This is a genomic window from Paraburkholderia sp. UYCP14C, assembly GCF_004197395.1.
GTDB lineage: Bacteria > Pseudomonadota > Gammaproteobacteria > Burkholderiales > Burkholderiaceae > Paraburkholderia.
Genome location: NZ_SELS01000003.1, coordinates 259,741 through 279,360, shown reverse-complemented (window position 1 = coordinate 279,360; position 19,620 = coordinate 259,741). Strand labels below are relative to the sequence as shown.

The window sequence follows — 19,620 nt, the reverse complement described above, 5'->3', positions numbered from 1 at the left end:
GCACGGTGTCAGATTGCGCCCATACGTACCAAATGGCCTAGCCGTCTTTCGTCTACTACCCTGATTTCTTTGCGTTTTTGGATACTGCCCTGTACTCGGCAGGCGCTGACAAGAATGCTTCTATATCACCTACACGCCATCCTACAGACCGCACGCCAAGCTTCACCGGTGCAGGAAAGGTTCCGGCCTTCACGCGCTGATAGATGGTTGAGTGAGACAATCCCGTTTCACTTTCTACTTCTGCGCAACGCATGATCGCATTAGGGGTTCGACTTATCGATGGCGTCGTCCTTTCTGATGGAACGGCCGCGCTTGACGGGGGAATTTCAGAGACGCTGGATGGCACTTGTGTCGGTGGGCTACCTGTCAACCCAAGCTCGATTAGGATTTTCGCGAGTTCGTCACCGGCTGCGCACCATCGTGCGAACGCTTCGCAGTAGCGAACTAACGACCCACCATCAACCGAGTTCAACACACCTGCATCGCGAATCTGTCTAGCCACTGTCGGCCAGTGAGTCAGTGCTGATGGAGACAACCGCGCCAGCAGCTTTGCGTCATCCGCGTAGGCATCGTCGTGGCCTAGCTTTGCAACATCAACGGTCGTCGCTTCCCGTCTATCCTGTCCGCGTCTCTGTCCGCGCATATTGCGCTCCTTTCAACTGTCGGTTCGGAAGATACAGTGTAGGAGTGAAGCGACGTGGGGATCGCACGAGCGTTACCGATTCGTGACTGAGAATACGTCAGCATCGGTGAGTGAAGCGGGCCACCCATCGGTTGACCGTGCGTCAACCCGTGTGCCATGCTTTGAACCGACAGGCAACCGTCTGTCACCCTGTAGTCACCCTAGCAGGGAGTCAAACTGGACGATCTCGGAGCAGCAGAAAAGAAAAAACCGGCGTAAGTGCCGGTTTTTAAAGGATTTTCTTGGTGGAGAGGAGGAGGATCGAACTCCCGACCTTCGCATTGCGAACGCGACGCTCTCCCAGCTGAGCTACCCCCCCATCGAAAATAATTCTAGCACAGCCATTTTCCCTTTTGCCAAGCCTCCAGCCCCGGGAAAACCTCATCTGGACGGCGCGCCCGCGAGCACCCAGTCGACCACCGCGCGGATATCAGCATCATTCATCGATTGATGCGCCGGCATCGGAATCATGCCCCACACACCGGATCCGCCGTCCTTCACCTTACGCGCGAGTTTGGCCGGCGCCTGCGCGTCGCCCTTGTACTTCGCGGCGATCTGCTGGAACGACGGACCGACCAGTTTGCGATCCACCGCGTGACAACCCATGCAAGCATTCGCGGCGGCGACCTGCTGGCCGCGCGGCGCCTCGGCCGCGCAAGCAACCGACGTCATCGCGCCCACCAGCCCACCGACCACCAACGTGAACACAGCACACACAACACCCCCACGCGCCATCCCAAACATCAAGGCACCGCCTTCGGATTACCCGGCCGCACCGACGTCGACGAATTAACCGGCGCAGGCGCCTGCTGATCGAGCGGCCGCGCGCTCACCGACGAATCGGGAATTGCGCCGACCGTCGGCTCACTAGCCTCCGGCTGCGAAGCAGCGACAGGTGCAGTCGCAGCAGCAGCCGCGGCAGCTTGAGCTTCCTGCGGCTGGATGTACTGGAATATCTTGACCACCTGCACGACGCCCGGCACGCGGCTCGTGACGTCGGCGCCGACATTGCCCTCATCCATTGTGACGAGGCCCATCAAATAAACGTTGCCGCGCTCGGCCACGACCTTGAAGTTGTTCGCCGAAATGTTCTTCTCGGCGATCAGCGCGGTCTTCACGCGCGTTTCGAGGTAGGTATCGTTGGTGCGCGACGAGAACGAGCTCGCCGGCATGATCGCCAGTTCGTTGACGATCGTATTCACGTTGTTCATGTTCCGCACGATGCTCTCGGCGCGCTGCTTCGACGCATCGCCCGCGACCTCGCCGGTCAGCAGCACGCGGCGGTTGAACACCGTAACGTTGACGTGCGCGGAGTCCGGCAGATTCTGGCTGATCTGCGACAGCGCCTTCACCTGAATCTCGCGATCCTCGGTCTGCGCGCCGAGCGTGCGGCGGTCGGTGGCCATCAGCGCGCCGCCGCCCGCCGCGGCCCCGACCGCGAGAAAGCAGCCTTGCAGCGTGGCCGACAGCCCCGCCGCGAACCCGACCACGAGCAGGGTTCTCACCAGTGTCTTCTTGACGCGGAATACGCTCATCAACTAGCTCTCCTTCGGAATCAGTCTCAGTCTTCGCCGAGCAACATGGCATCGATGCCGTCGCACAGGCAATGGATGGTCAGCAGGTGCACTTCCTGGATGCGCGCGGTGCGATCGGACGGCACGCATACCTGGATGTCGGTGTCGCTCAGCACTTCGTGCGCGCGTCCGCCGCCCTTGCCGGTCAGCGCGACGACGATCATTTCGCGCTCATGCGCCGCTTCGATCGCGGCAAGCACGTTTGCAGAATTGCCGGATGTGGTGATCGCGAGCAACACGTCGCCGGGCTGACCGAGTGCCCAGACCTGTTTCGCGTAAATCTGTTCAAACGAATAGTCGTTGGCGATCGCCGTGAGCACGGAGGTGTCGGTGCTGAGCGCAATGGCCGGCAGACCTGGCCGCTCGCGCTCGAAGCGGCCGATCAGCTCGGCCGCGAAATGCTGAGCGTCGGCTGCCGAGCCGCCGTTGCCGCATGCGAGGATGCGATTGCCGTTGGCGAGCGCGGCGAACATCGTGTCGATCGCGGCGGCGATCGGCATCGACAGGGTTTCGAGGGCTTCGAGTTTGACTGCCGCGCTGTCGCGGAAGTGTTGTTGGATGCGTTCGACTGACATCGAGTCTCTATCTTCTACCGCGAATGGACCGCACTGTGCGGCCGTGTTGTGAAGTCATACTGCCAGGCTGTGGCCGCCGATGAGCTCGCGCGGCACGCGAGCGCAAGTTTATCGCACTCACGCGCGTTGTCCGCGCGGCCCGTCAGACTTCGTCGGCGCGAAACGCGTCGCGCAACCACACGAGCCTGCCGCTCTCGAACGCGACTACGTCGAAACGGCACGCGGGTTCGTCGCGCGTGCAGCGGTTCGTCGCGGCGCGCGTCGCGAGATAGTGCCGCGCCGCTCGCACGATGCGCTGTCGCTTCTGCCAACCGATACTCGCGACCGCCCCGCCGTAATGCCGCTGCGCACGCGCACGAACTTCGACGAACACCAGCGCGCCGTCGCGATCGCTCATCACCAGATCGATCTCGCCGCCCCGACACGTCACGTTGCGCGCGACGAAGCGCAAACGCTGGCGCTGCAAAAATTCTTGCGCGCGCGCTTCGAAAGCCGCGCCGACGGATTTGGACTGGCGAGCGCCGGAAAAGTTGTGGGCGGTTTCTGGACTGCCGTTTCTGGGCATCCTTTGCGTAGTCTTCGACGCGACCTGCTCGCGCAAGTCCACATGGCACAATGTCGGCCTCGTTCCGTCTGTTTGTGTCTTCCGTGTCATGACTCCTCTCTCCGAACTCGCGCAAGGGCAGCAGTACCCCGCCGCCGCGCTGTATGTGGTGGCCACGCCGATCGGCAACATCGCCGACATCACGCTGCGCGCACTGCACGTGCTCGGACTCGCGGATCGCATCGCCGCCGAGGACACGCGCAACACCGGTCAGCTGCTCGCGCGCTACGGCATCTCGAAGCCGCTCGTCGCCGTGCATCAGCACAACGAGCGCGCCGCGGCGCAGCGCGTGATCGAGTATCTGCAGGCCGGCGAGCGCGTCGCCTACGTGTCCGACGCGGGCACGCCGAGCATTTCGGATCCGGGCGCCAAGCTCGTCGATGCCGTGCGCGAAGCCGGCTTCGCGGTGGTTCCGCTGCCCGGCGCGAGCGCGCTCGCCACCGCGCTGAGCGCGACCGGCGACTGGGTCGCGACGTTCTCGTTCCTCGGCTTCCTGCCGCCGAAGCCGAAGGCGCGCGCCGCCGCCTTGCAGGCGCTGGCGCAACATCCTCACGCGATGGTGTTCTACGAAGCGCCGCACCGGATCGTCGAGACGGTGCAGGCGCTCGCCGATGCGTTCGGCGGCACACGTCGTCTGCTGATCGCGCGGGAACTGACGAAGTTACACGAAGCGTTGCATCAGGGCACCCTGGCCGAAGGGCCAACGTGGCTCGCCGCCGATGCGAACCGACAGCGCGGCGAATTCGTGCTGGTGGTCGAAGGCGCGTCGCCCGAAGCGGCCGGCGAGCACGATCACGACGCGCTGCTCGGCATCCTGCTGGAAGAATTGACGGTGAGTAGCGCGGCGAAGGTCGCGGCGTCGCTCACGGGCGCATCGCGCAACGCGTTGTACACGCGCGCGCTGGCGCTGAAGCAAGACAATCCCGACGCCTGAGAGGCGAGGCGGGCGAGTAAAAGTCGGAAAGAAAAAGAAAAGGGCCGCATGTCGCGGCCCTTCGATCGTCTACAGACGGTTTGTCCAGCCGACGCGGCACCACCGCCGCGTCACGTCACATCACTGGCCCGAATCCGAGTTCGACGCGAGCGTTTCGTTCAGCTCGGCGCGTGCTTCCTGCTGCGTGAGCCCTTCGATCTTGACTCGCGCAGTGCCGGCGTGGCGCATGTCGAGCATGGCGGCGGCCGCCATCGACAGATCGATCACGCGGCCACGCGCGTACGGGCCGCGGTCGTTGATCCGTACGATCACCGAGCGCGAATTGGCCGGATTGGTCACCCGCACGTACGAGCCGAGCGGCAGCGTACGGTGCGCGGCCGTCATGGCGTGCATGTCGTAACGCTCGCCGTTGGCGGTGCGGCGGCCGTGGAAGAAGCGTCCATACCACGACGCGCGTCCAATCTGATGGAAGTCCGCGACGTCGACGCCGTCGTCGGTGAGCGGCTGCGCGTCAGCCAGCGACGACGCAGGCGGGTTCGACGCGCTCGAGTTCGAGGCCGGCGCGCCGCCAAACGATTGAGGTCCGAAGGAGCTCAAATGCAGGTTCTTCGTACTTTGCGGCGTGTCGTTCGCAGACGTGTCGCTCGCGCCCGGAGGCGTGGCGCAGCCGGCCAGTACAAAAAAGGCAAAAAGAGTCCCTAGACCACGGGATAGCCGAGTTTTCATAAGACGTGCAAACACATTGTCGAGCCGCATCACCCGCGAAACTGCAGGGCATCTTGCTTGCGGCTCCGGCGGTAGGGACGACAACGCGCCGCGCGAAAAGCGCAGTACGTCAAAGCCCGGATACGGCTCACTGAGCCGCTACCGCACGGTTAATTTTCACGTCTGGCGCAACCTGTCCCCGGCAGCCTGACCAGACCCCACATGCCGCCAACTGAACGTGGCAAAGACACGTTCTTGCGCGCGCAACTCAGCGCACAGGAACGGCGGCGTAGGCCCCACCCAGCGTCACGGAGGTTAATTCCGTAGCAGGCGCGCGGCGCCTGGCTGGGCAAGACGTGTGCATCGAACGCATCGACACTGGATGGCCGTCGGCATTCCGACAGCCCTTACTTGAATAGCGAGCGGCATCCCCGTTTTGTGGGGAAGCATCGCCTTGTGGCAGCACAACTGATGTGCATGGAGTCCATTATACCCAAAAAAAAATTTTGGGATGGCGAGCGGCCCATAAGCTTGATCAATCTTCACATTTATCGCAAAAATGGACCTGCGAAAGGTCGCGGCGATGCCGTGCGCAAGCCTCGTCGCGTGGGCGACGGAGACTGTCTCGAGGCCGGTACAATCAACGTTTCTCCAGCTCGTCGTCCTGCCATGAAAGTCACCCTGATCCCCGTCACGCCGTTCCAGCAGAACTGCTCGCTGCTCGTTTGCGAGGCCACCGGGCGCGCGGCCGTCGTCGATCCGGGCGGCGACCTCGACGTGATCCAGAGCGAGATCGCGCGGCAGAACGTGACCGTCGAGAAAGTGTTGCTGACTCACGGCCATATCGATCACTGCGCCGGCGCGAAGACCCTCGCCAGCCACTACGGCGTGCAGATCGAAGGCCCGCATCCCGACGAGCGCTTCTGGCTCGACAAGCTGCCGGACCAGAGCACGCGCTTCGGCTTCCCGGCCGCCGATGCCTTCGAGCCGGACCGCTGGCTACAGGATGGCGACACCGTGCAAGTCGGCGAGGAATCCTTCGAGGTCTACCACTGCCCCGGCCACACGCCGGGTCACGTGGTCTTCTTCAGCCGCGCGCATCGGCTTGCGCTGGTTGGCGACGTGCTGTTCGCCGGCTCGATCGGCCGCACGGATTTCCCGCGCGGCAACCATGCGGACCTGATCCGCTCGATCCGCGACAAACTCTGGCCGCTCGGCGACGACGTCACCTTCGTGCCGGGCCACGGTCCGACCTCGACGTTCGGCGCCGAGCGCCGCACGAATCCCTACGTCGCCGACGGAGTGGACGCATGAGCAGCGAAATCTATGTCAGTACCGACGTCGAAGCGGACGGCCCGATCCCCGGCCCACATTCGATGCTGAGCTTCGCATCCGCCGCGTACACCGAAGACAAGCGGCTGATCGCCACGTTCTCGGCAAATCTCGAATTGCTGGAAGGCGCGGCGCCGCACCCGGTGCAGGAGGCGTGGTGGAAAACCCAGCCGGAAGCATGGGCGGCCTGCCGTCAGGACTTGCAGAAGCCCGCAGCCGCCCTGGCCGCCTATGTCGACTGGGTCGAGGCGCTGCCGGGCAAGCCGGTGTTCGTCGCGATGCCGGCCGGCTTCGACTTCACCTATATGTTCTGGTACATGATGCGCTTCGTCGGCCGCTGCCCGTTCTCATGGTCGGCGCTCGACATCAAAACGCTCGCGTTCGCGATGACCGGTCTGCCGTACCGCAAGAACATCAAGCCGCGTTTTCCGAAGCACTGGTTCGACGAGCACCCGCACACGCACGTCGCGCTCGACGACGCGATCGAGCAGGGAGCCCTCTTCTGCAACATGCTGAAGGACTTGCGCGCGCGTCAGCCCGAACTGCAGGGGGACGGCAAGGATGATGGGGACGCCTCAGGGCAAAACGCCGCTCCCGACCCGATAAATTAGGCAATCTCGCTCGCGGGAGCCGTTTTACATTGCGTTTCGTTTTCGCGCCCTCTACCATGCGTTGATACGGCGACGCTAATGGAGGCGCAGTTGACACTCGATACGTTCTCACAGAAGATCCTGCGCCTTCTTCAGCTCGACGCACGCCGTTCCGTGCAGGAAATCTCCGACCAGGTCGGGTTGTCGAGCACGCCGTGCTGGCGGCGCATCAAGGACATGGAACAGTCGGGTGTGATCCAGCGCTACACGGCGCTGCTCGATCGCGAAAAGCTCGGCTTGCACGTGTGCGCGCTCGCGCATATCCATCTGACGCGTCACACCGAAGGCGGCGTCGAGCAGTTCGAACGGGAAATCGCCACCTGCCCCGAAGTGACCGAGTGCTACAGCACGACCGGTGAATCCGATTACATCCTGAAGATCGTCGCGCCGGACATCAAGGCGTACGACAGCTTCCTGCACGAACGCATTTTCAAGATTCCGGCCGTCGCGCAGGTGCGTACGAGCGTGGTGCTGCGCGAAATCAAGTTCGATACGCAGTTGCCGTTGTGACGGATGCCGCCGCGGGCGGCATGGAGATTCGCCGCGGCTTCAGGTGTCGAAACGCTCCGAACTCAGGCGGCGTTGTGAGGCTCCGTGGCGGATGACCGACCGCCGGGGGCGACACCAGTCTTGAGTTCCGCCGCCGAACCGCCTTGCGTGACCGAGATATCGCGTTGCAACAGCACGTCGAGCTTGCGCGCGCCGAGACGACGCTTGAGCGCCTCCAGATCGACGCGGTCGAGCGACTGCGTCTGGCTCTCCAGCAGACGGGCGGCCTCGGCGCTGCCTGTAGCGCGCCAGTTGCCGGACGCCGCCGGCAACACCACCTCCACGTCGAGCCCGGTGCTCAGGTAGTGCAGGTTCACGGCCGCGGCCCGCAAGCCACCCGGCGCCAGCGCCGCGTCGACCTCGGCGCTCACGCGCTCGCGCGTCGGCAGATCGACCGGGGGATGCGCAACCGCGTCGTTTTCCGGATCGACATGGATCAGCGCGTCGAGCACACGCTTGTCGGTCAGCACGCGCAGACGCGCCGACTCCGCGATGTAATGCCCTTCCGAGACCGAAATCATCGGATCGACCAGGATGTGTGCGTCGACGAGCGCGAAATCGCCCATTTTGCGCGTCCGCATTTCGTGCACGTCACGCACGCCCGGGGTAGACATCAGCAGCGCGCGCATGTCGGCGGCGGCGGTTTCATCGAGCGCGCGATCCGACAGATCCTGCAGCGCGTCCCAACCGAAGGTCCAGCCCATGCGCGCGACCATGAAGCCGACGATGGCGGCAGCGATCGGGTCGAGCAGCCGCAAGCCGGCGAGACTGCCGATCACGCCGATCCCCACCACCAGCGACGACGCCGCGTCCGAGCGCGCGTGCCATGCGTTCGCGATCAGCATCGCGGAACGCACGCGCTTTGCTTCGCGCAGCATGTAGCGAAACAGCGCCTCCTTGCAGACCAGCACGAGTGCCGCGACCGCGAACGCGCTCATGTGCACGGCGGGAATATTTTGCAGATCGGCGAGGCGCGTGCCGGCGCGCCACAACATGCCGACACCGACCGAGATCAGCAGCGCGCCGAGAAATAACGACGCCACCGTCTCATAACGGCTATGCCCGTAATTGTGATCCGCGTCGGGCTTTGCTCCGCTATGCCGATTGGCAATCAGCACGACAAAATCGGAAATAAGATCGGCAAGGGAATGGACACCGTCGGCAACTAGCGCCTGCGAGTGCGCGATCGTGCCGATGACGATTTGCAGCGTCATCAACACGGTATTGACCGCAATACTCGCAAAGGTACTTTTGCGGGCAACGCGTTGTTTCTCGGCGGGATGGGCGATTGCGGCGGACTGCATGCTGAAAAGGGCGGAAAGATCAATTGTTGTTATTGTACCCGCCACGAATCGCACGCACAGGGAAAGGCGCTAAAAAAACCTTTTAAATCAGTCGCTTATCTAAACGAAAAGCATTCGCGTTCCAGTTACCTGAAGCGCATGTGACAAAAATCCGACGCCGCAAATGACAAAACCGCGCCCTGAGCGGTGCGCGGCTTTCGGAGATTCTGCAGCAGTCTATAACCGCTGCGGATTGCCAGTATTCGTATTACGTGCAGGCAAGCCAAACCAGCCGGTCGATCGTGATTACTTCTGGATCAGAAACTTTTCACGATCGAGACCTGCGATCCAGCGCGGCGGCTTGCCGCGGCCGGACCACGTGCTGCCGCTTTCCGGGTCGCGGTATTTAGGCGCGACGCCTGCGCGCGGGCGGCTCGCTTTAGCGCCGCCCTTCGGTGCGCGGCCGCCGCCGAGTTCGCTCAGCGAGATGCCGTAGTCCGCCATTTTCTGCTTGATTTCATTCAAGACTTCCGCGTATTCGCGCGACTTCGCTTCTTCAATCTGCTTTTCGAGCTTCTCGCGCTGCGCGAGCAGTTCCTTGTAAGAAGACATAGGTTCCCTTGTGGTATGGATAAATGACTGCCGGTCTTATGCCGACTTGCCCTTTGAAGGTTTCATGCCTCGGAATTTGATGGCGAGATTAACACAAAATAGAAAGACTGGATAAGCGCCCGGAAAAAATTAATTTAAATTCGTTTCAAAAAGTTTCCAGCGTCGCTTCTGTGTCGGGCTAGGCCCTTTCAATTAGGCGAATTCGCATGTCACTGAAAAAATCCCATCCGCGTGCATACTTATACGATTTAACTATCAGGAAATGAGACTTGAGACGTCTATTGCATATCAAACATTTCACGGCATGAAAGCTTTGGATCGAATAAGTGCGCACTATTGCGGCGAGAGCCCGTTCGCCGCGACTGGCGCATGCGTGTTTTCCCGATAAACGATAAACGCTTAATTCGCATGCCGTTCGATGCAGACTGCGAGCGCCGCGCGCAATGAGTCGGTATCGGCGCGTCCGTTATCGAATGCGAAACGGTGGCGCGCGCCGTTACGCTTAAGATCGGCGCCATACCGGTCGACGCCCAGCAATACGACGCCGCCCGCGCCACTTAGCCGCTGACCGAATTCCGCGATCAGCGCGTCCTCCTCGCTAGCTGCAAGCGGCGGCAGTGGATCGAGTTCGCTACCGTCGAGCCAGCCCATCGCGCCGAAGCCGCCGATGTAGCGCAACCGCTCGAGCTCCATGATCCAGAACGCGAAATCGCCCAGTACCAGATAGCGCTCCGCGTCCGGGTGATAGCGCAGATAGCGGTGCACCAGTTCCGGACTCGGGTCGACTTGCTCGAAGCGCCCGAGCAGCGTGACGCGCTGGCCGACCAGCACGTCGCCGTCGGGTGCGTCGACGGCCAGAAATCCCGCGCGCGGGTCGGCGTGCAGATTGTGCGTGTGCTCCGCGAGCCGGCTCACGAGGATCGTCGGACGATGCCGCGCGTCCGGCGCAAACGGCAGCACCGACGGATACGGAAAGCCCTCGGGCTGGCGCGCGTGCGTGGCGAGCGTGCCGACCGCGGCCGTGTGCAGCAGATGCAGCGGAGCGTGAGCGGGAATGTTCAACTGAGCGTTCCTCGGTGAATTAGGAATGAACGGTGAGCGGTGAGCGGTTGAAAAGCCGCCCTGCCCGGCAATGCAAAAACCACCTGCAGCGCCCCAAAGCATGACATCCGGCTCTACGGCTTCGTTGCATCCACAGTCTTTCATCCTATGCGTCCGAGACCGCGGCTCCAAGCGCAAGCCACCACGCTTCGATAGAATCGAAGCTCCGCTTTCAATGCGCTTTCTCGCGCACCCCGCCTCGAGACCTCCGTGCCCGATCACCACGCCTCCGAATTCGCCGTCCTTCCCGCCGCGCATCGCGATCTGTCAGTCTCCGAACGGCAACGCGCACGCATCGCCACGATGGCGCTGTTTTTCATCGCCGGCATGATGTACGCGTCGTGGGGTGTGCACGTGCCGACGGTGCGCGACCGCTTCCATCTGAATCCGGCGATGCTGTCGTTCGCGTTGTTCGCGGTGGCGGGCGGATCGATCGGCGCGATGGTGACCAACGCGTCGTGGATCGCGCGGGTCGGCACGCGCCGCGCCTGCCTGGCCGGCGGCCTCGCGATGGCCGCCTGCGCAGCGCTGATTCTGGTCGTGCCGGCGTACTGGATCCTGCTGGTCGTGCTGGCCGTCTTCGGCGCCGGCATGGCCACGCTCGACGTCGCGATGAACGCCGAAGCGAGCGCCGTCGAAAAGGCCGTCGGCAAGCCGATCATGTCGTCGCTGCACGGGATGTTCAGCCTTGGCGGCATGTTCGGCGCGGCGGTCGGCGGGGCGCTGCTGTCGCGCGGCATGGCGCCGGCTCTGCATCTCGCGCTCGCCGCGGCGGCCAGCGCGCTCGTGCTGGTGCTCGCGTGCCCGTCGGTGCTGCCGCACGTGCCGCACGCGGAGCATCCCGATGCCGCGACGCCGCGTGCGAGCCGCTGGCGCTCGCCGGCGCTGTGGGCGCTCGGCACGATGGCGCTGGTCGCGCTGATCGCCGAAGGCGCGATGTACGACTGGGCCACGGTCTACATGCGCGATGTCGTGCTGTCGACGCCCGCGCTCGCGAGCGCCGCCTACGCGGCGTTTTCCGGCGGCATGGCGGCCGCGCGTTTTGCCGGCGATGCGGTGCGCGCCCGCTTCGGCGCGCCGCAGCTCGTGATGATCAGCGCGGCGCTGGCCTGCGCCGGGATGGTCGACGCGCTGCTGCTGCCGAATCCGGTAGCCGCGCTCGCCGGCTTTGCGCTGATCGGCCTGGGCCTCGCGAACATGATGCCGGTGTTGTTCGCGGCGGCGGCGAGCGTGAAAGGCATTCACGCGGCCGAGGGGCTCGCGCACGTCGCTGGACTTGCCTATTTCGGGTTGCTGCTCGGGCCGGTGATCATCGGCGCGGTCGCGCAGGTGACCAATCTGACCATCGGGCTGTCGGTCGTCGCTGTCTGCGCCGCGATGATCGCGCTCGTCGGGCCGAAGGTGCTGCGGCGTCTGAAGATCTGAAGCGAGCGAGCGTTCACGTAGCGCGCGCCGCATCGCGCGGTTTCAGTCCTTTTTCGCGCCCGCATCATAGCCACCAAACCGTTGATTTAACGGATTTTTTCTCGCGCATCGAATGCGCCCAAAAAGAAAAGGCACGCAAGCCTGACGGCCCGCGTGCCTCTTTAGCAGCGAATCGAAGTGCGGCGCGACGCCGCCTTCGATCACACCGGATTTACATCTTCACTACGTCGAGCAGCGTCTTCTTGCCTTGCTTGTAGTTGTACAGCGAGATCACGCCGTGCTGCAGGTCGCCCTTCGAATCGAACGTCGTTTCGCCGATCACGCCCTTGTAGTCGGTCGACGGCATCGCTGCCAGGATCTTCGCCGGATCGGTCGAGTTAGCGCGCTTCATCGCGTCGACGATGATGTACACCGCGTCATACGTGAACGGCGCGTAAATCTGGATCGGCTGGCCGAAGCGCTTCTCGTACTTCGTTTCGAACGCCTTGCCGCCCGCCATCTTTTCGAGCGCCATGCCGGCTTCCGAGCAGACGATGTTGTCGGTTGCGTCGCCGGCCAGGTCCGACAGCTTGTCGGTACACACGCCGTCGCCTGCCAGCACCTTCGCGCGCAGGCCGAGCTGCTTCGCCTGCTTGGCGAACGGGCCGCCGGTTGCGTCCATGCCGCCGTACATGATCGCGTCGGGGTTCTCACCCTTGATCTTCGTCAGAATCGCGCGGAAGTCGACGGCCTTGTCGTTCGTCGCGTCGTGCGACACGACGTTCAGACCGAGCGCCTTCGCCGTCTTCTCGAACTCGTTCGCGAGACCCTGGCCGTAAGCGGTCGAGTCGTCGACGATCGCGACGCTCTTCACCTTCATGCCCTTGGCCGCGTAGTTCGCGAGTGCCGGGCCTTGCTGCGCGTCGGTCGCGACGACGCGGTAGGTCGTCTTGAAGCCTTGCTGCGTGTAGGCCGGGTTCGTTGCCGACGGCGAGATCTGCACGATGCCCGCATCGCTGTAGATCTTCGATGCCGGGATCGAGGTGCCCGAGTTCAGGTGGCCGACCACGGCGACGACCTTGTCGTCGACGAGCTTCTGCGCAACCTGCGTAGCCGTACGGGGGTCAGCCGCGTCGTCCTGCGCGTCGAGTTGCAGCGTGACCTTCTGGCCGCCGATCGTCAGGCCCTTCGCGTTGATTTCCTCGACGGCGAGGCGCGCGCCGTTCTCGTTGTCCTTACCCAGGTGAGCGATACCGCCAGTCAACGGCGCAACGTGACCGATCTTGACGACCGTGTCGGCCGCGGCCGATGTTGCCAACGTCGCGAACAGCATCGCCGCAGCGCTGATCGGCAACAGCTTTTGAATTTTGATGTTCATGTAAGTCTCCAGTTTCGGTCAAAACAACGTAATCGCCCTGTGCCCCGCTTCCCCTACACGTGTCGCTCAGTCCCGTGGACGACCACGCCGGTTGCATCGTTCATGCACTTGGCCAGTACGTTTACCGGACCGTTTGTGACAGTTGGCAAACCGTACTTGCGCGCAAGTGTAGGCCATCAAATTAATTTGGGGGAATTTTTTGAGAAAGTGGGAACAACACTAATAGCGCAGTTCCTGGTCGAGCCGCTCACGGCTTGGGTAAGCGGGCTGGAAAGCCCCTGCCCATGCGGGTTTCCGCTAATTGGGAAGTTTCTCCACGGAGCCGGATTTAACCTTTTTCCGAGTTGTATCGCACGAGATTCGAAGGGTTTTTCAACTCAAATATGTGGCGTGCCGCACAGGATTGTGAGTGAGGCAAAAAAATTAAATCAGGCTTAAATCGGCCACGCAATCAACGCATGAACGTGGCGATTTGCACGGTGGCCGCCTGCCATTCCTGCTCAAGCTGCGCCATCAGTTCGGCCGCGCCCAGTGCTTCGGCGCGCGAGCGACCAAGCGGCGCACCCTGACCCGCCCACAGCGACAGATAATCGCCGTTCTCCGCGCGAGCGGCGCATTGCCGCAATTCCTGAGTCAACGCGTTTTGCACTGGGTACGGCGCGATGCTTTCCGCCGCTTCGCGCAAACGTTGCCTCAACGGATTGCGGATGCCGCGCGCGTGACGGCCCGTGATCGCGTGCGTCACCGTGGTCGATGTATCGGACATGCCGCGCACCCGGGTTTTCCATACCTCGGGAATCGCGCTCTCGCGGCTGGTCAGAAACGCGGTGCCCATCATCGCGGCTTGCGCGCCGAGGGCGAGTGCCGCGACGATGCCGCGACCGTCCATGATGCCGCCGGCCGCGCGAGCACCGGCAGCCCGGTCGCGTCGACCAGTTGCGGCACGAGCGCCATGGTGCCGATCAGCGCATCTTCGAATGCGCCGATGAAGGTGCCGCGATGCGCGCCCGCTTCCGCGCCTTGCGCGACGACGGCATCGGCGCCCGCATCGCGCCACGCGATGCCTTCGGCAACATGCGTCGCAGTCCCAACTACATAGCTGCCGCTCGCGTGCAAACGCTCGACGTCGGCCGCCGATAGCAGTCCGAACGTAAAGCCGGCGACCGGCACATGCAATTCGATCAGCACCTCCAGTTGCGCGCGAAAGTCGGGCGCATAGCGGGCGAGCGGCTGGCCGGGCGGCAAACCGAGATCGGCGCGCAGCGGATCGATCGCGTCGAGCGCGCGGCGCACGGTCGCCTGATCGGGCGAGACGGGATCGAGCACGAACAGATTCACCCCGAACGGGCGATCGGTCAGCGCGCGAATCGCCGCGACCTCGCTCGCGATCTTCTCGGGTGCGAGCGCCGCGCCCGCGAGAAAACCAAGTCCGCCCGCATTCGATACCGCCGCGACGAGCGCCGGCGTCGTCGCGCCGCCGGCCATCGGCGCCTGCACGACAGGTACACGCATCTGGAACCGCTCGGCAAACGGCGTCACAAAACTGCCTTCATTCATGTTCGTTTCCTTTCCGGTGCAAAGCCGTCGATATGCCGATCCGCACGTTCTTCGACAGGTTCGCGAGATGCGCTGACAAGCGCTGACAAACGCGACCCATCACACACTGACTGTATGCATCCGCGCCATCTCTGAGAAATGAATTATCGAGATCGTTTCAATCGCCTTACGAGAATCGAGGCGCGCCGCATCAGCCGCGAGGCCCCGTCCCGCCTCGCTGCAAGCCGTTTCTTTTGATGGCAAACTAAGCGCCCGTTGCAGGGCCGCGTGGCCTTGAGCGTTTCGCACACACCGAACTCGCGCGGCGTTCGCGCGAGTCTATGGAGAACAGCATGAGCACGACTTCCCGATGGATCGACATCCCCGCCGGCAACGACAGTTTCGGCGGCTACCTCGCGCTGCCGAAGGGCGGCAAGGGACCGGCCGTCATCATCATTCAGGAAATCTTCGGCGTGAACGGCCATATCCGCTCGGTGGCGGATCAGTACGCGCAGGACGGCTATGTCGCGCTCGCCCCGGACGTGTTCTGGCGCGTGCAGCCGCGCGTCGAATTGACGTATGAAGGCAAGGATCGCGAGAAGGGCATCGAGCTGATGCAAAAGACCAATCTCGACGACGCGGTCGCCGACATCGGCGCCGCTGCGGCCGCGTTGCGCGCGTTGCCGGAAGTGACCGGCAAGGTCGCGGCGATCGGCTACTGCTTCGGCGGCCGTCTCGCCTATCTGGCCGCGGCGGCTGGTTCGGTCGACGCCGCTATCGCCTACTACGGCGGCGGCATCCACAACCATCTCGACAAGGCCGCGAACGTCAAGGTGCCGATGCAGTTCCACTACGGCGAGCTCGATGCGCATATTCTGCCGTCGGACATCGGCCAGATTCAGGAACGCTTCGCGGGTCGCGCCGACGTGCAGTTCAACATCTACCCGAACGCGGATCACGGCTTCAACTGCTCGGAGCGTGCGTCGTACAACCAGCACGCGTCGGCACTCGCGCATGGCCGCACGCTGACGTTCCTCGGCGAGCGGATGTAATTCGCGGTTCCGGCATTCAGCCGGACCCCGCCGCGTTGCTCATGTGATCGCCAGCTCGCGCATTTGAATCGAGCATTTGAAGTGCGCATTCGAATTCACATGAGTCACCTCCGCGCACAACTCGGGTACTCTGTGAGAAGACGGCGTGTACGCCAACACGCCGTCTTCTCACACGTGCGACACCCGCGCGGCACAACGCAATGTCGAGCGAAACGACGCAGTCGCGCGTGCATCACCGGCCACGAATTCGACGCAGCATGCCTACCGATCGCGAGGGCTCAACCGACGTGCAATCAGACTATCTCGCTCATGACGCCATCGGCCTCGCCGAACTCGTGCGCACGCGTCAGGTTAGCGCGCGCGAACTGATCGACGTCGCGATCTCGCGCACCGAGGCCGTCAATCCCGCGATCAACGCGGTGGTTCTGAAGGACTACGATGCGGCCCGCCAGCGCGCGTCACGCGACGACGCGAAGCGCGCGAATAGCGTCGACGGCGCGAACGGAGCCGACAACTCCGCCGCCCACGCCGCGCTCGCCGGCGTGCCGTTTCTGATCAAGGATCTCGGCGCGCCCGTCGCCGGACTGCGCATGGCCATGGGCAGCCGCCACTACCGCCACTTCATTCCGACGCAGGACGCGCCGGTCGTCGCGCTCGCGAAAGCGGCGGGCCTGAACATCTTCGCGAAGACCAGCACCTCCGAGCTCGGCCAGATGCCTTATACGGAGCCCGAACTATTCGGCGCGTGCCGCAATCCGTGGAACCTGGATCACACGCCGGGCGGTTCGAGCGGCGGCGCCGCGGCGGCGGTCGCGGCCGGCATCGTGCCGCTCGCGCATGCGTCCGATGGCGGCGGCTCGATCCGCATTCCGGCATCGTGCTGCGGACTGTTCGGCCTGAAACCCTCGCGCGGCCGCGTGCCGCGCGCGGCGCAGGCCGGCGCCGGCGAACTCGGCATCGATCACGCCGTGTCGCGCAGCGTGCGCGACAGCGCATTGCTGCTCGACTTGCTGGCGGGCAACGCCGAGCGGCCCGCCGGCGCGCCCGGCACCTTTCTCGGCGCGACGCGCGAGCCGTGCAAGCCTCTGACGATCGCGTACGTGACCGAGCCGATGCTCGCGCCGTCGTTATCGGCCGATGCGCGCGCCGCACTCGACGACGCCGCGCAACTCGCGAGCTCGCTCGGTCATCGTCTGGAGCCGGTGTCGCTCGGCGTCGATTTCGCGGCGGTCCGCCATGCATTCCTGACGCTGTGGTCGGTGACCGCCGAAGACCTCGTGCTGAACGCGGAGCGCATCACCGGTCACAAGCCGACGCGCGGCGAGTTCGAAATTTCGACGTGGGCGATGGCGCACGTCGGCCGCAAGATCGGCGAGCAGGGCTTGCCGGCCGCGCTCGACGAACAGCGCCGCATCACCGCACGACTGACCGATCTGCTGAACCGCTATGACGTGCTGTTGTGCGCGACGCTCGCGTCCGCGCCGATCAAGATCGGCGAGATGCGGCCGAGCTCCGTCGAGCGCATGCAGATGCGCGCGGTCACCACGATGCCGCTCGAAGCGTTGATGAAGAAACTGCTGCACGAAGCGTCGAACAAGGCGTTCGCGTGGGCCGGCTGCACGGAGCTGTTCAACCTGAGCGGCCAGCCGGCGATGTCGGTGCCCTTGTACTGGAGCGCGCGCGGGCTGCCGATCGGCGTGCAGTTCGCCGCGCGTGTCGGCGGCGAGGCGACGCTGTTCAGACTCGCCGCGCAACTGGAGGCGGCACGGCCGTGGTTCGACCGGCGCCCACCGTTGATGAATGCGCGGCGCTAAGAATCCAGCGGCCCGCTGCAATGAAGCTCTTTAAACGCAGCCCGGCTCGCGCCGAGCAGCGTGCGCCGCACGCGCCGCAAAACCCCACGACGCGCGCAGCCACGGGTTGCGCCGCGCGATTGCCGCGCATCCCGCGCAATGCCTGCCGGCAAGAGCGACGCAGGCTCGATCAGGCCTTCTTGTTATAGGCGCTGCACCATCCCGTGGCCGCGACCTGCTTGCCCGCGAACATCGGGCAGCCGCCGTATGCGTCGCCCGCCTTGCCCTGGAAGAAGCTGCAGTTGCTGCATTCCTGGCCGGCCGCGAATTTGGTGAATTTCGCCTTGTCGACCTTGCTTGCGTCGGCCTTGTAGCCAAGCGCCACGGCGGTCGGATCGGTTTCGGAAACTTTCGGCGCGTCGGCAAACGCCTGGCGCGACAGCGCGAGCGTCGATGCCACACCGATGCTGGTGATCAAAAACGTACGACGGGACGATCTCATGGGGACTCACTCCATTTGTATTGGAATCAACGCCGTTCTGATGACAGCGTTCGCCAAGCATAGCAACGAAGCCGTCGCCCGGGAGCAGCCAAATGGTAGAGATAAGCGGATCGGTACGATGCCAGGGCCGCTTCAAAGCCCGCTTCAAAGGCCGAGTCACCCCCGCCCGGACAGCTCGCAGACCCGCTGCGCGATCGCCAGCGATGCCGTCAGCCCCGGCGATTCGATGCCGAACAGATTGACGAGCCCGCGCACGCCATGCGCGGCCGGCCCCTGAATCACGAAATCCGCGGCGGGTTCGCCGGGACCGGAAAGCTTCGGGCGAATCCCCGCGTAGGCGGGCTGCAATGCGCCATCGGGCAACGCCGGCCAGTACGCGCGAATTGCCGCATAAAACGACTCCGCGCGACGCGGATCGACGTCGTAATTGATCGCGTCGACCCATTCGACGTCCGGACCGAAGCGTGCCTGGCCGCCGAGATCGATCGTCAGATGCACGCCGAGGCCGGCCTCGTTCGGCATCGGATAGATCAGCCGGCTGAACGGCGCGCGTCCCGAGATGCTGAAGTAATTGCCGCGCGCGAAATACAGTGGCGGCACGTGGCGCGCGTCGAGTCCGCGAATCCTGCGTGCCAGCGCGTTCGCATGCAGGCCCGCGCTGTTGATCACGCAGGCGGCGCTGATCGTAGTCGGCGCCGCGCCGCCGACCGCGATGGTGAAGCGACCGTTGTGCGCCTCGATCGCCTCGACCGGCGCGTGGAACGCGCACACGGCGCCGTCGCGCTCGGCATCGCCCTGCAGCGCGAGCATGTACTGGTGACTATCGACGATCCCCGTCTGCGGCGAAAACACCGCCTCCACGCATTCGAGCGCCGGTTCGAGCGCCTGCGCCTGGTCGCCGGTGATGCGCATCAGGTCGAGCACGCCGTTGTCGCGCCCTTTGGCCATGATGCTTTCGAGTTGCGGAATCTGGTTGCGCGACGTCGCGACGAGTAGCTTGCCGCAGCGCGAATGCGGCACGTTGCGCTCGGCGCAATAGTCATAAAGCATTTCGCGGCCGCGCACGCACAGCGTGGCCTTCAGCGATCCGCGCGGATAGTAGATGCCCGCGTGAATCACTTCGCTGTTGCGCGAACTCGTGCCTACGCCGATCGCGTCGGCGCCCTCCAGCACGATCACCTCGCGCCCGCGCGCCGCGAGAGCGCGCGCCGTCGCGAGGCCGATCACGCCGGCACCGATCACTACACATTCGATCTGATCCATATCCGATGACGCGGCGCATTGCGCCGCGCGCTGCCTCGTTCAGCCAATGGAAGGAAGACAGGAACGGCACCTCGCCGCCGCGCTCCGTTTG

The 19,620-nt window shown here is 64.1% G+C and carries 19 protein-coding genes, 1 tRNA gene and 1 pseudogene; 7 read left to right on the top strand and 14 right to left on the bottom strand.

All coding sequences use genetic code 11. From position 1 onward, the window contains the following. Positions 1 to 55: 55 nt before the first annotated feature. The 6 genes from EVC45_RS47875 to EVC45_RS04360 form a co-directional block, all read right to left on the bottom strand. A complete protein-coding gene (locus EVC45_RS47875; RefSeq protein WP_373682985.1) occupies positions 56 to 643 on the bottom strand; it encodes an AlpA family phage regulatory protein in 588 nt (195 codons plus the stop codon). A gap of 282 nt (positions 644 to 925) precedes the next feature. Then, positions 926 to 1,001: transfer RNA gene (locus EVC45_RS04380), tRNA-Ala, on the bottom strand. A gap of 62 nt (positions 1,002 to 1,063) precedes the next feature. Then, a complete protein-coding gene (locus EVC45_RS04375) occupies positions 1,064 to 1,354 on the bottom strand; it encodes a c-type cytochrome (protein ID WP_248295025.1) in 291 nt (96 codons plus the stop codon). Positions 1,355 to 1,425: 71 nt separating this feature from the next. After that, complete coding sequence (locus tag EVC45_RS04370; RefSeq protein WP_129956799.1) at positions 1,426 to 2,217, bottom strand: BON domain-containing protein; 792 nt, start codon at positions 2,215 to 2,217, stop codon at positions 1,426 to 1,428. 26 nt (positions 2,218 to 2,243) lie between these two features. Next, a complete protein-coding gene (locus EVC45_RS04365) occupies positions 2,244 to 2,831 on the bottom strand; it encodes a phosphoheptose isomerase (protein WP_129956798.1) in 588 nt (195 codons plus the stop codon). 142 nt (positions 2,832 to 2,973) lie between these two features. After that, positions 2,974 to 3,396, bottom strand: a complete 423-nt coding sequence (locus EVC45_RS04360; RefSeq protein WP_248295030.1) for a YraN family protein — start codon at positions 3,394 to 3,396, stop codon at positions 2,974 to 2,976. A gap of 88 nt (positions 3,397 to 3,484) precedes the next feature. On the opposite strand from EVC45_RS04360, the gene rsmI reads away from it, so the two are divergent. Further along, positions 3,485 to 4,369 (top strand): 16S rRNA (cytidine(1402)-2'-O)-methyltransferase, encoded by an 885-nt coding sequence (gene rsmI / locus EVC45_RS04355; RefSeq protein ID WP_129956796.1) that lies wholly within the window; start codon positions 3,485 to 3,487, stop codon positions 4,367 to 4,369. A 120-nt stretch (positions 4,370 to 4,489) separates the two neighbouring features. Here the strand turns inward: rsmI and EVC45_RS04350 are convergent, their stop codons facing one another. After that, positions 4,490 to 5,095 carry a septal ring lytic transglycosylase RlpA family protein gene (locus EVC45_RS04350; RefSeq protein WP_373682984.1) on the bottom strand — a complete coding sequence of 202 codons (606 nt, stop codon included), beginning with the start codon at positions 5,093 to 5,095 and terminating at the stop codon, positions 4,490 to 4,492. Positions 5,096 to 5,743: 648 nt separating this feature from the next. On the opposite strand from EVC45_RS04350, the gene EVC45_RS04345 reads away from it, so the two are divergent. The 3 genes from EVC45_RS04345 (at position 5,744) to EVC45_RS04335 (ending at position 7,566) form a co-directional block, all read left to right on the top strand. Continuing rightward, positions 5,744 to 6,388: an MBL fold metallo-hydrolase gene (locus EVC45_RS04345; RefSeq protein ID WP_129956823.1), complete on the top strand. Its 645-nt coding sequence runs from the start codon at positions 5,744 to 5,746 to the stop codon at positions 6,386 to 6,388. Beyond that, positions 6,385 to 7,017 carry an exonuclease gene (locus EVC45_RS04340; protein WP_129956794.1) on the top strand — a complete coding sequence of 211 codons (633 nt, stop codon included), beginning with the start codon at positions 6,385 to 6,387 and terminating at the stop codon, positions 7,015 to 7,017. Before EVC45_RS04345 ends, EVC45_RS04340 begins: the two co-directional genes overlap by 4 nt. Before the next feature lie 78 nt (positions 7,018 to 7,095). After that, positions 7,096 to 7,566: an Lrp/AsnC family transcriptional regulator gene (locus EVC45_RS04335; protein ID WP_211193365.1), complete on the top strand. Its 471-nt coding sequence runs from the start codon at positions 7,096 to 7,098 to the stop codon at positions 7,564 to 7,566. Positions 7,567 to 7,628: 62 nt separating this feature from the next. Here EVC45_RS04335 and EVC45_RS04330 read toward each other — a convergent pair whose 3' ends face one another. The 3 genes from EVC45_RS04330 to EVC45_RS04320 all read right to left on the bottom strand — a co-directional run bounded on the left by EVC45_RS04330 (position 7,629) and on the right by EVC45_RS04320 (position 10,562). After that, positions 7,629 to 8,909 (bottom strand): cation diffusion facilitator family transporter, encoded by a 1,281-nt coding sequence (locus EVC45_RS04330; RefSeq protein ID WP_129956793.1) that lies wholly within the window; start codon positions 8,907 to 8,909, stop codon positions 7,629 to 7,631. 285 nt (positions 8,910 to 9,194) lie between these two features. Continuing rightward, on the bottom strand, positions 9,195 to 9,500 hold the full coding sequence (locus tag EVC45_RS04325; protein ID WP_129956792.1) for an H-NS family nucleoid-associated regulatory protein: 306 nt from the start codon (positions 9,498 to 9,500) through the stop codon (positions 9,195 to 9,197). 399 nt (positions 9,501 to 9,899) lie between these two features. Continuing rightward, on the bottom strand, positions 9,900 to 10,562 hold the full coding sequence (locus EVC45_RS04320; RefSeq protein WP_129956791.1) for a HugZ family protein: 663 nt from the start codon (positions 10,560 to 10,562) through the stop codon (positions 9,900 to 9,902). 249 nt (positions 10,563 to 10,811) lie between these two features. On the opposite strand from EVC45_RS04320, the gene EVC45_RS04315 reads away from it, so the two are divergent. Continuing rightward, positions 10,812 to 12,026 carry an MFS transporter gene (locus EVC45_RS04315; RefSeq protein ID WP_129956790.1) on the top strand — a complete coding sequence of 405 codons (1,215 nt, stop codon included), beginning with the start codon at positions 10,812 to 10,814 and terminating at the stop codon, positions 12,024 to 12,026. Between the two features lie 211 nt (positions 12,027 to 12,237). Here EVC45_RS04315 and EVC45_RS04310 read toward each other — a convergent pair whose 3' ends face one another. Together EVC45_RS04310 and EVC45_RS04305 are read right to left on the bottom strand one after the other, a co-directional pair. After that, positions 12,238 to 13,383 carry a branched-chain amino acid ABC transporter substrate-binding protein gene (locus tag EVC45_RS04310; protein ID WP_129956789.1) on the bottom strand — a complete coding sequence of 382 codons (1,146 nt, stop codon included), beginning with the start codon at positions 13,381 to 13,383 and terminating at the stop codon, positions 12,238 to 12,240. A 451-nt stretch (positions 13,384 to 13,834) separates the two neighbouring features. Further along, positions 13,835 to 14,940: pseudogene (locus EVC45_RS04305) on the bottom strand (NAD(P)H-dependent flavin oxidoreductase). Between the two features lie 332 nt (positions 14,941 to 15,272). Here EVC45_RS04305 and EVC45_RS04300 point away from each other — a divergent pair. After that, positions 15,273 to 15,971, top strand: coding sequence for a dienelactone hydrolase family protein (locus EVC45_RS04300; RefSeq protein WP_129956788.1), 699 nt, complete (start codon positions 15,273 to 15,275; stop codon positions 15,969 to 15,971). Positions 15,972 to 16,228: 257 nt separating this feature from the next. Further along, complete coding sequence (locus EVC45_RS04295) at positions 16,229 to 17,785, top strand: amidase (RefSeq protein ID WP_129956787.1); 1,557 nt, start codon at positions 16,229 to 16,231, stop codon at positions 17,783 to 17,785. 169 nt (positions 17,786 to 17,954) lie between these two features. On the opposite strand, the gene EVC45_RS04290 is transcribed toward EVC45_RS04295, so the two are convergent. Together EVC45_RS04290 and EVC45_RS04285 are read right to left on the bottom strand one after the other, a co-directional pair. Continuing rightward, positions 17,955 to 18,266 (bottom strand): high-potential iron-sulfur protein, encoded by a 312-nt coding sequence (locus tag EVC45_RS04290; protein ID WP_129956786.1) that lies wholly within the window; start codon positions 18,264 to 18,266, stop codon positions 17,955 to 17,957. A gap of 156 nt (positions 18,267 to 18,422) precedes the next feature. Then, positions 18,423 to 19,529, bottom strand: coding sequence for an NAD(P)/FAD-dependent oxidoreductase (locus EVC45_RS04285; RefSeq protein ID WP_129956785.1), 1,107 nt, complete (start codon positions 19,527 to 19,529; stop codon positions 18,423 to 18,425). Positions 19,530 to 19,620 lie beyond the last annotated feature (91 nt).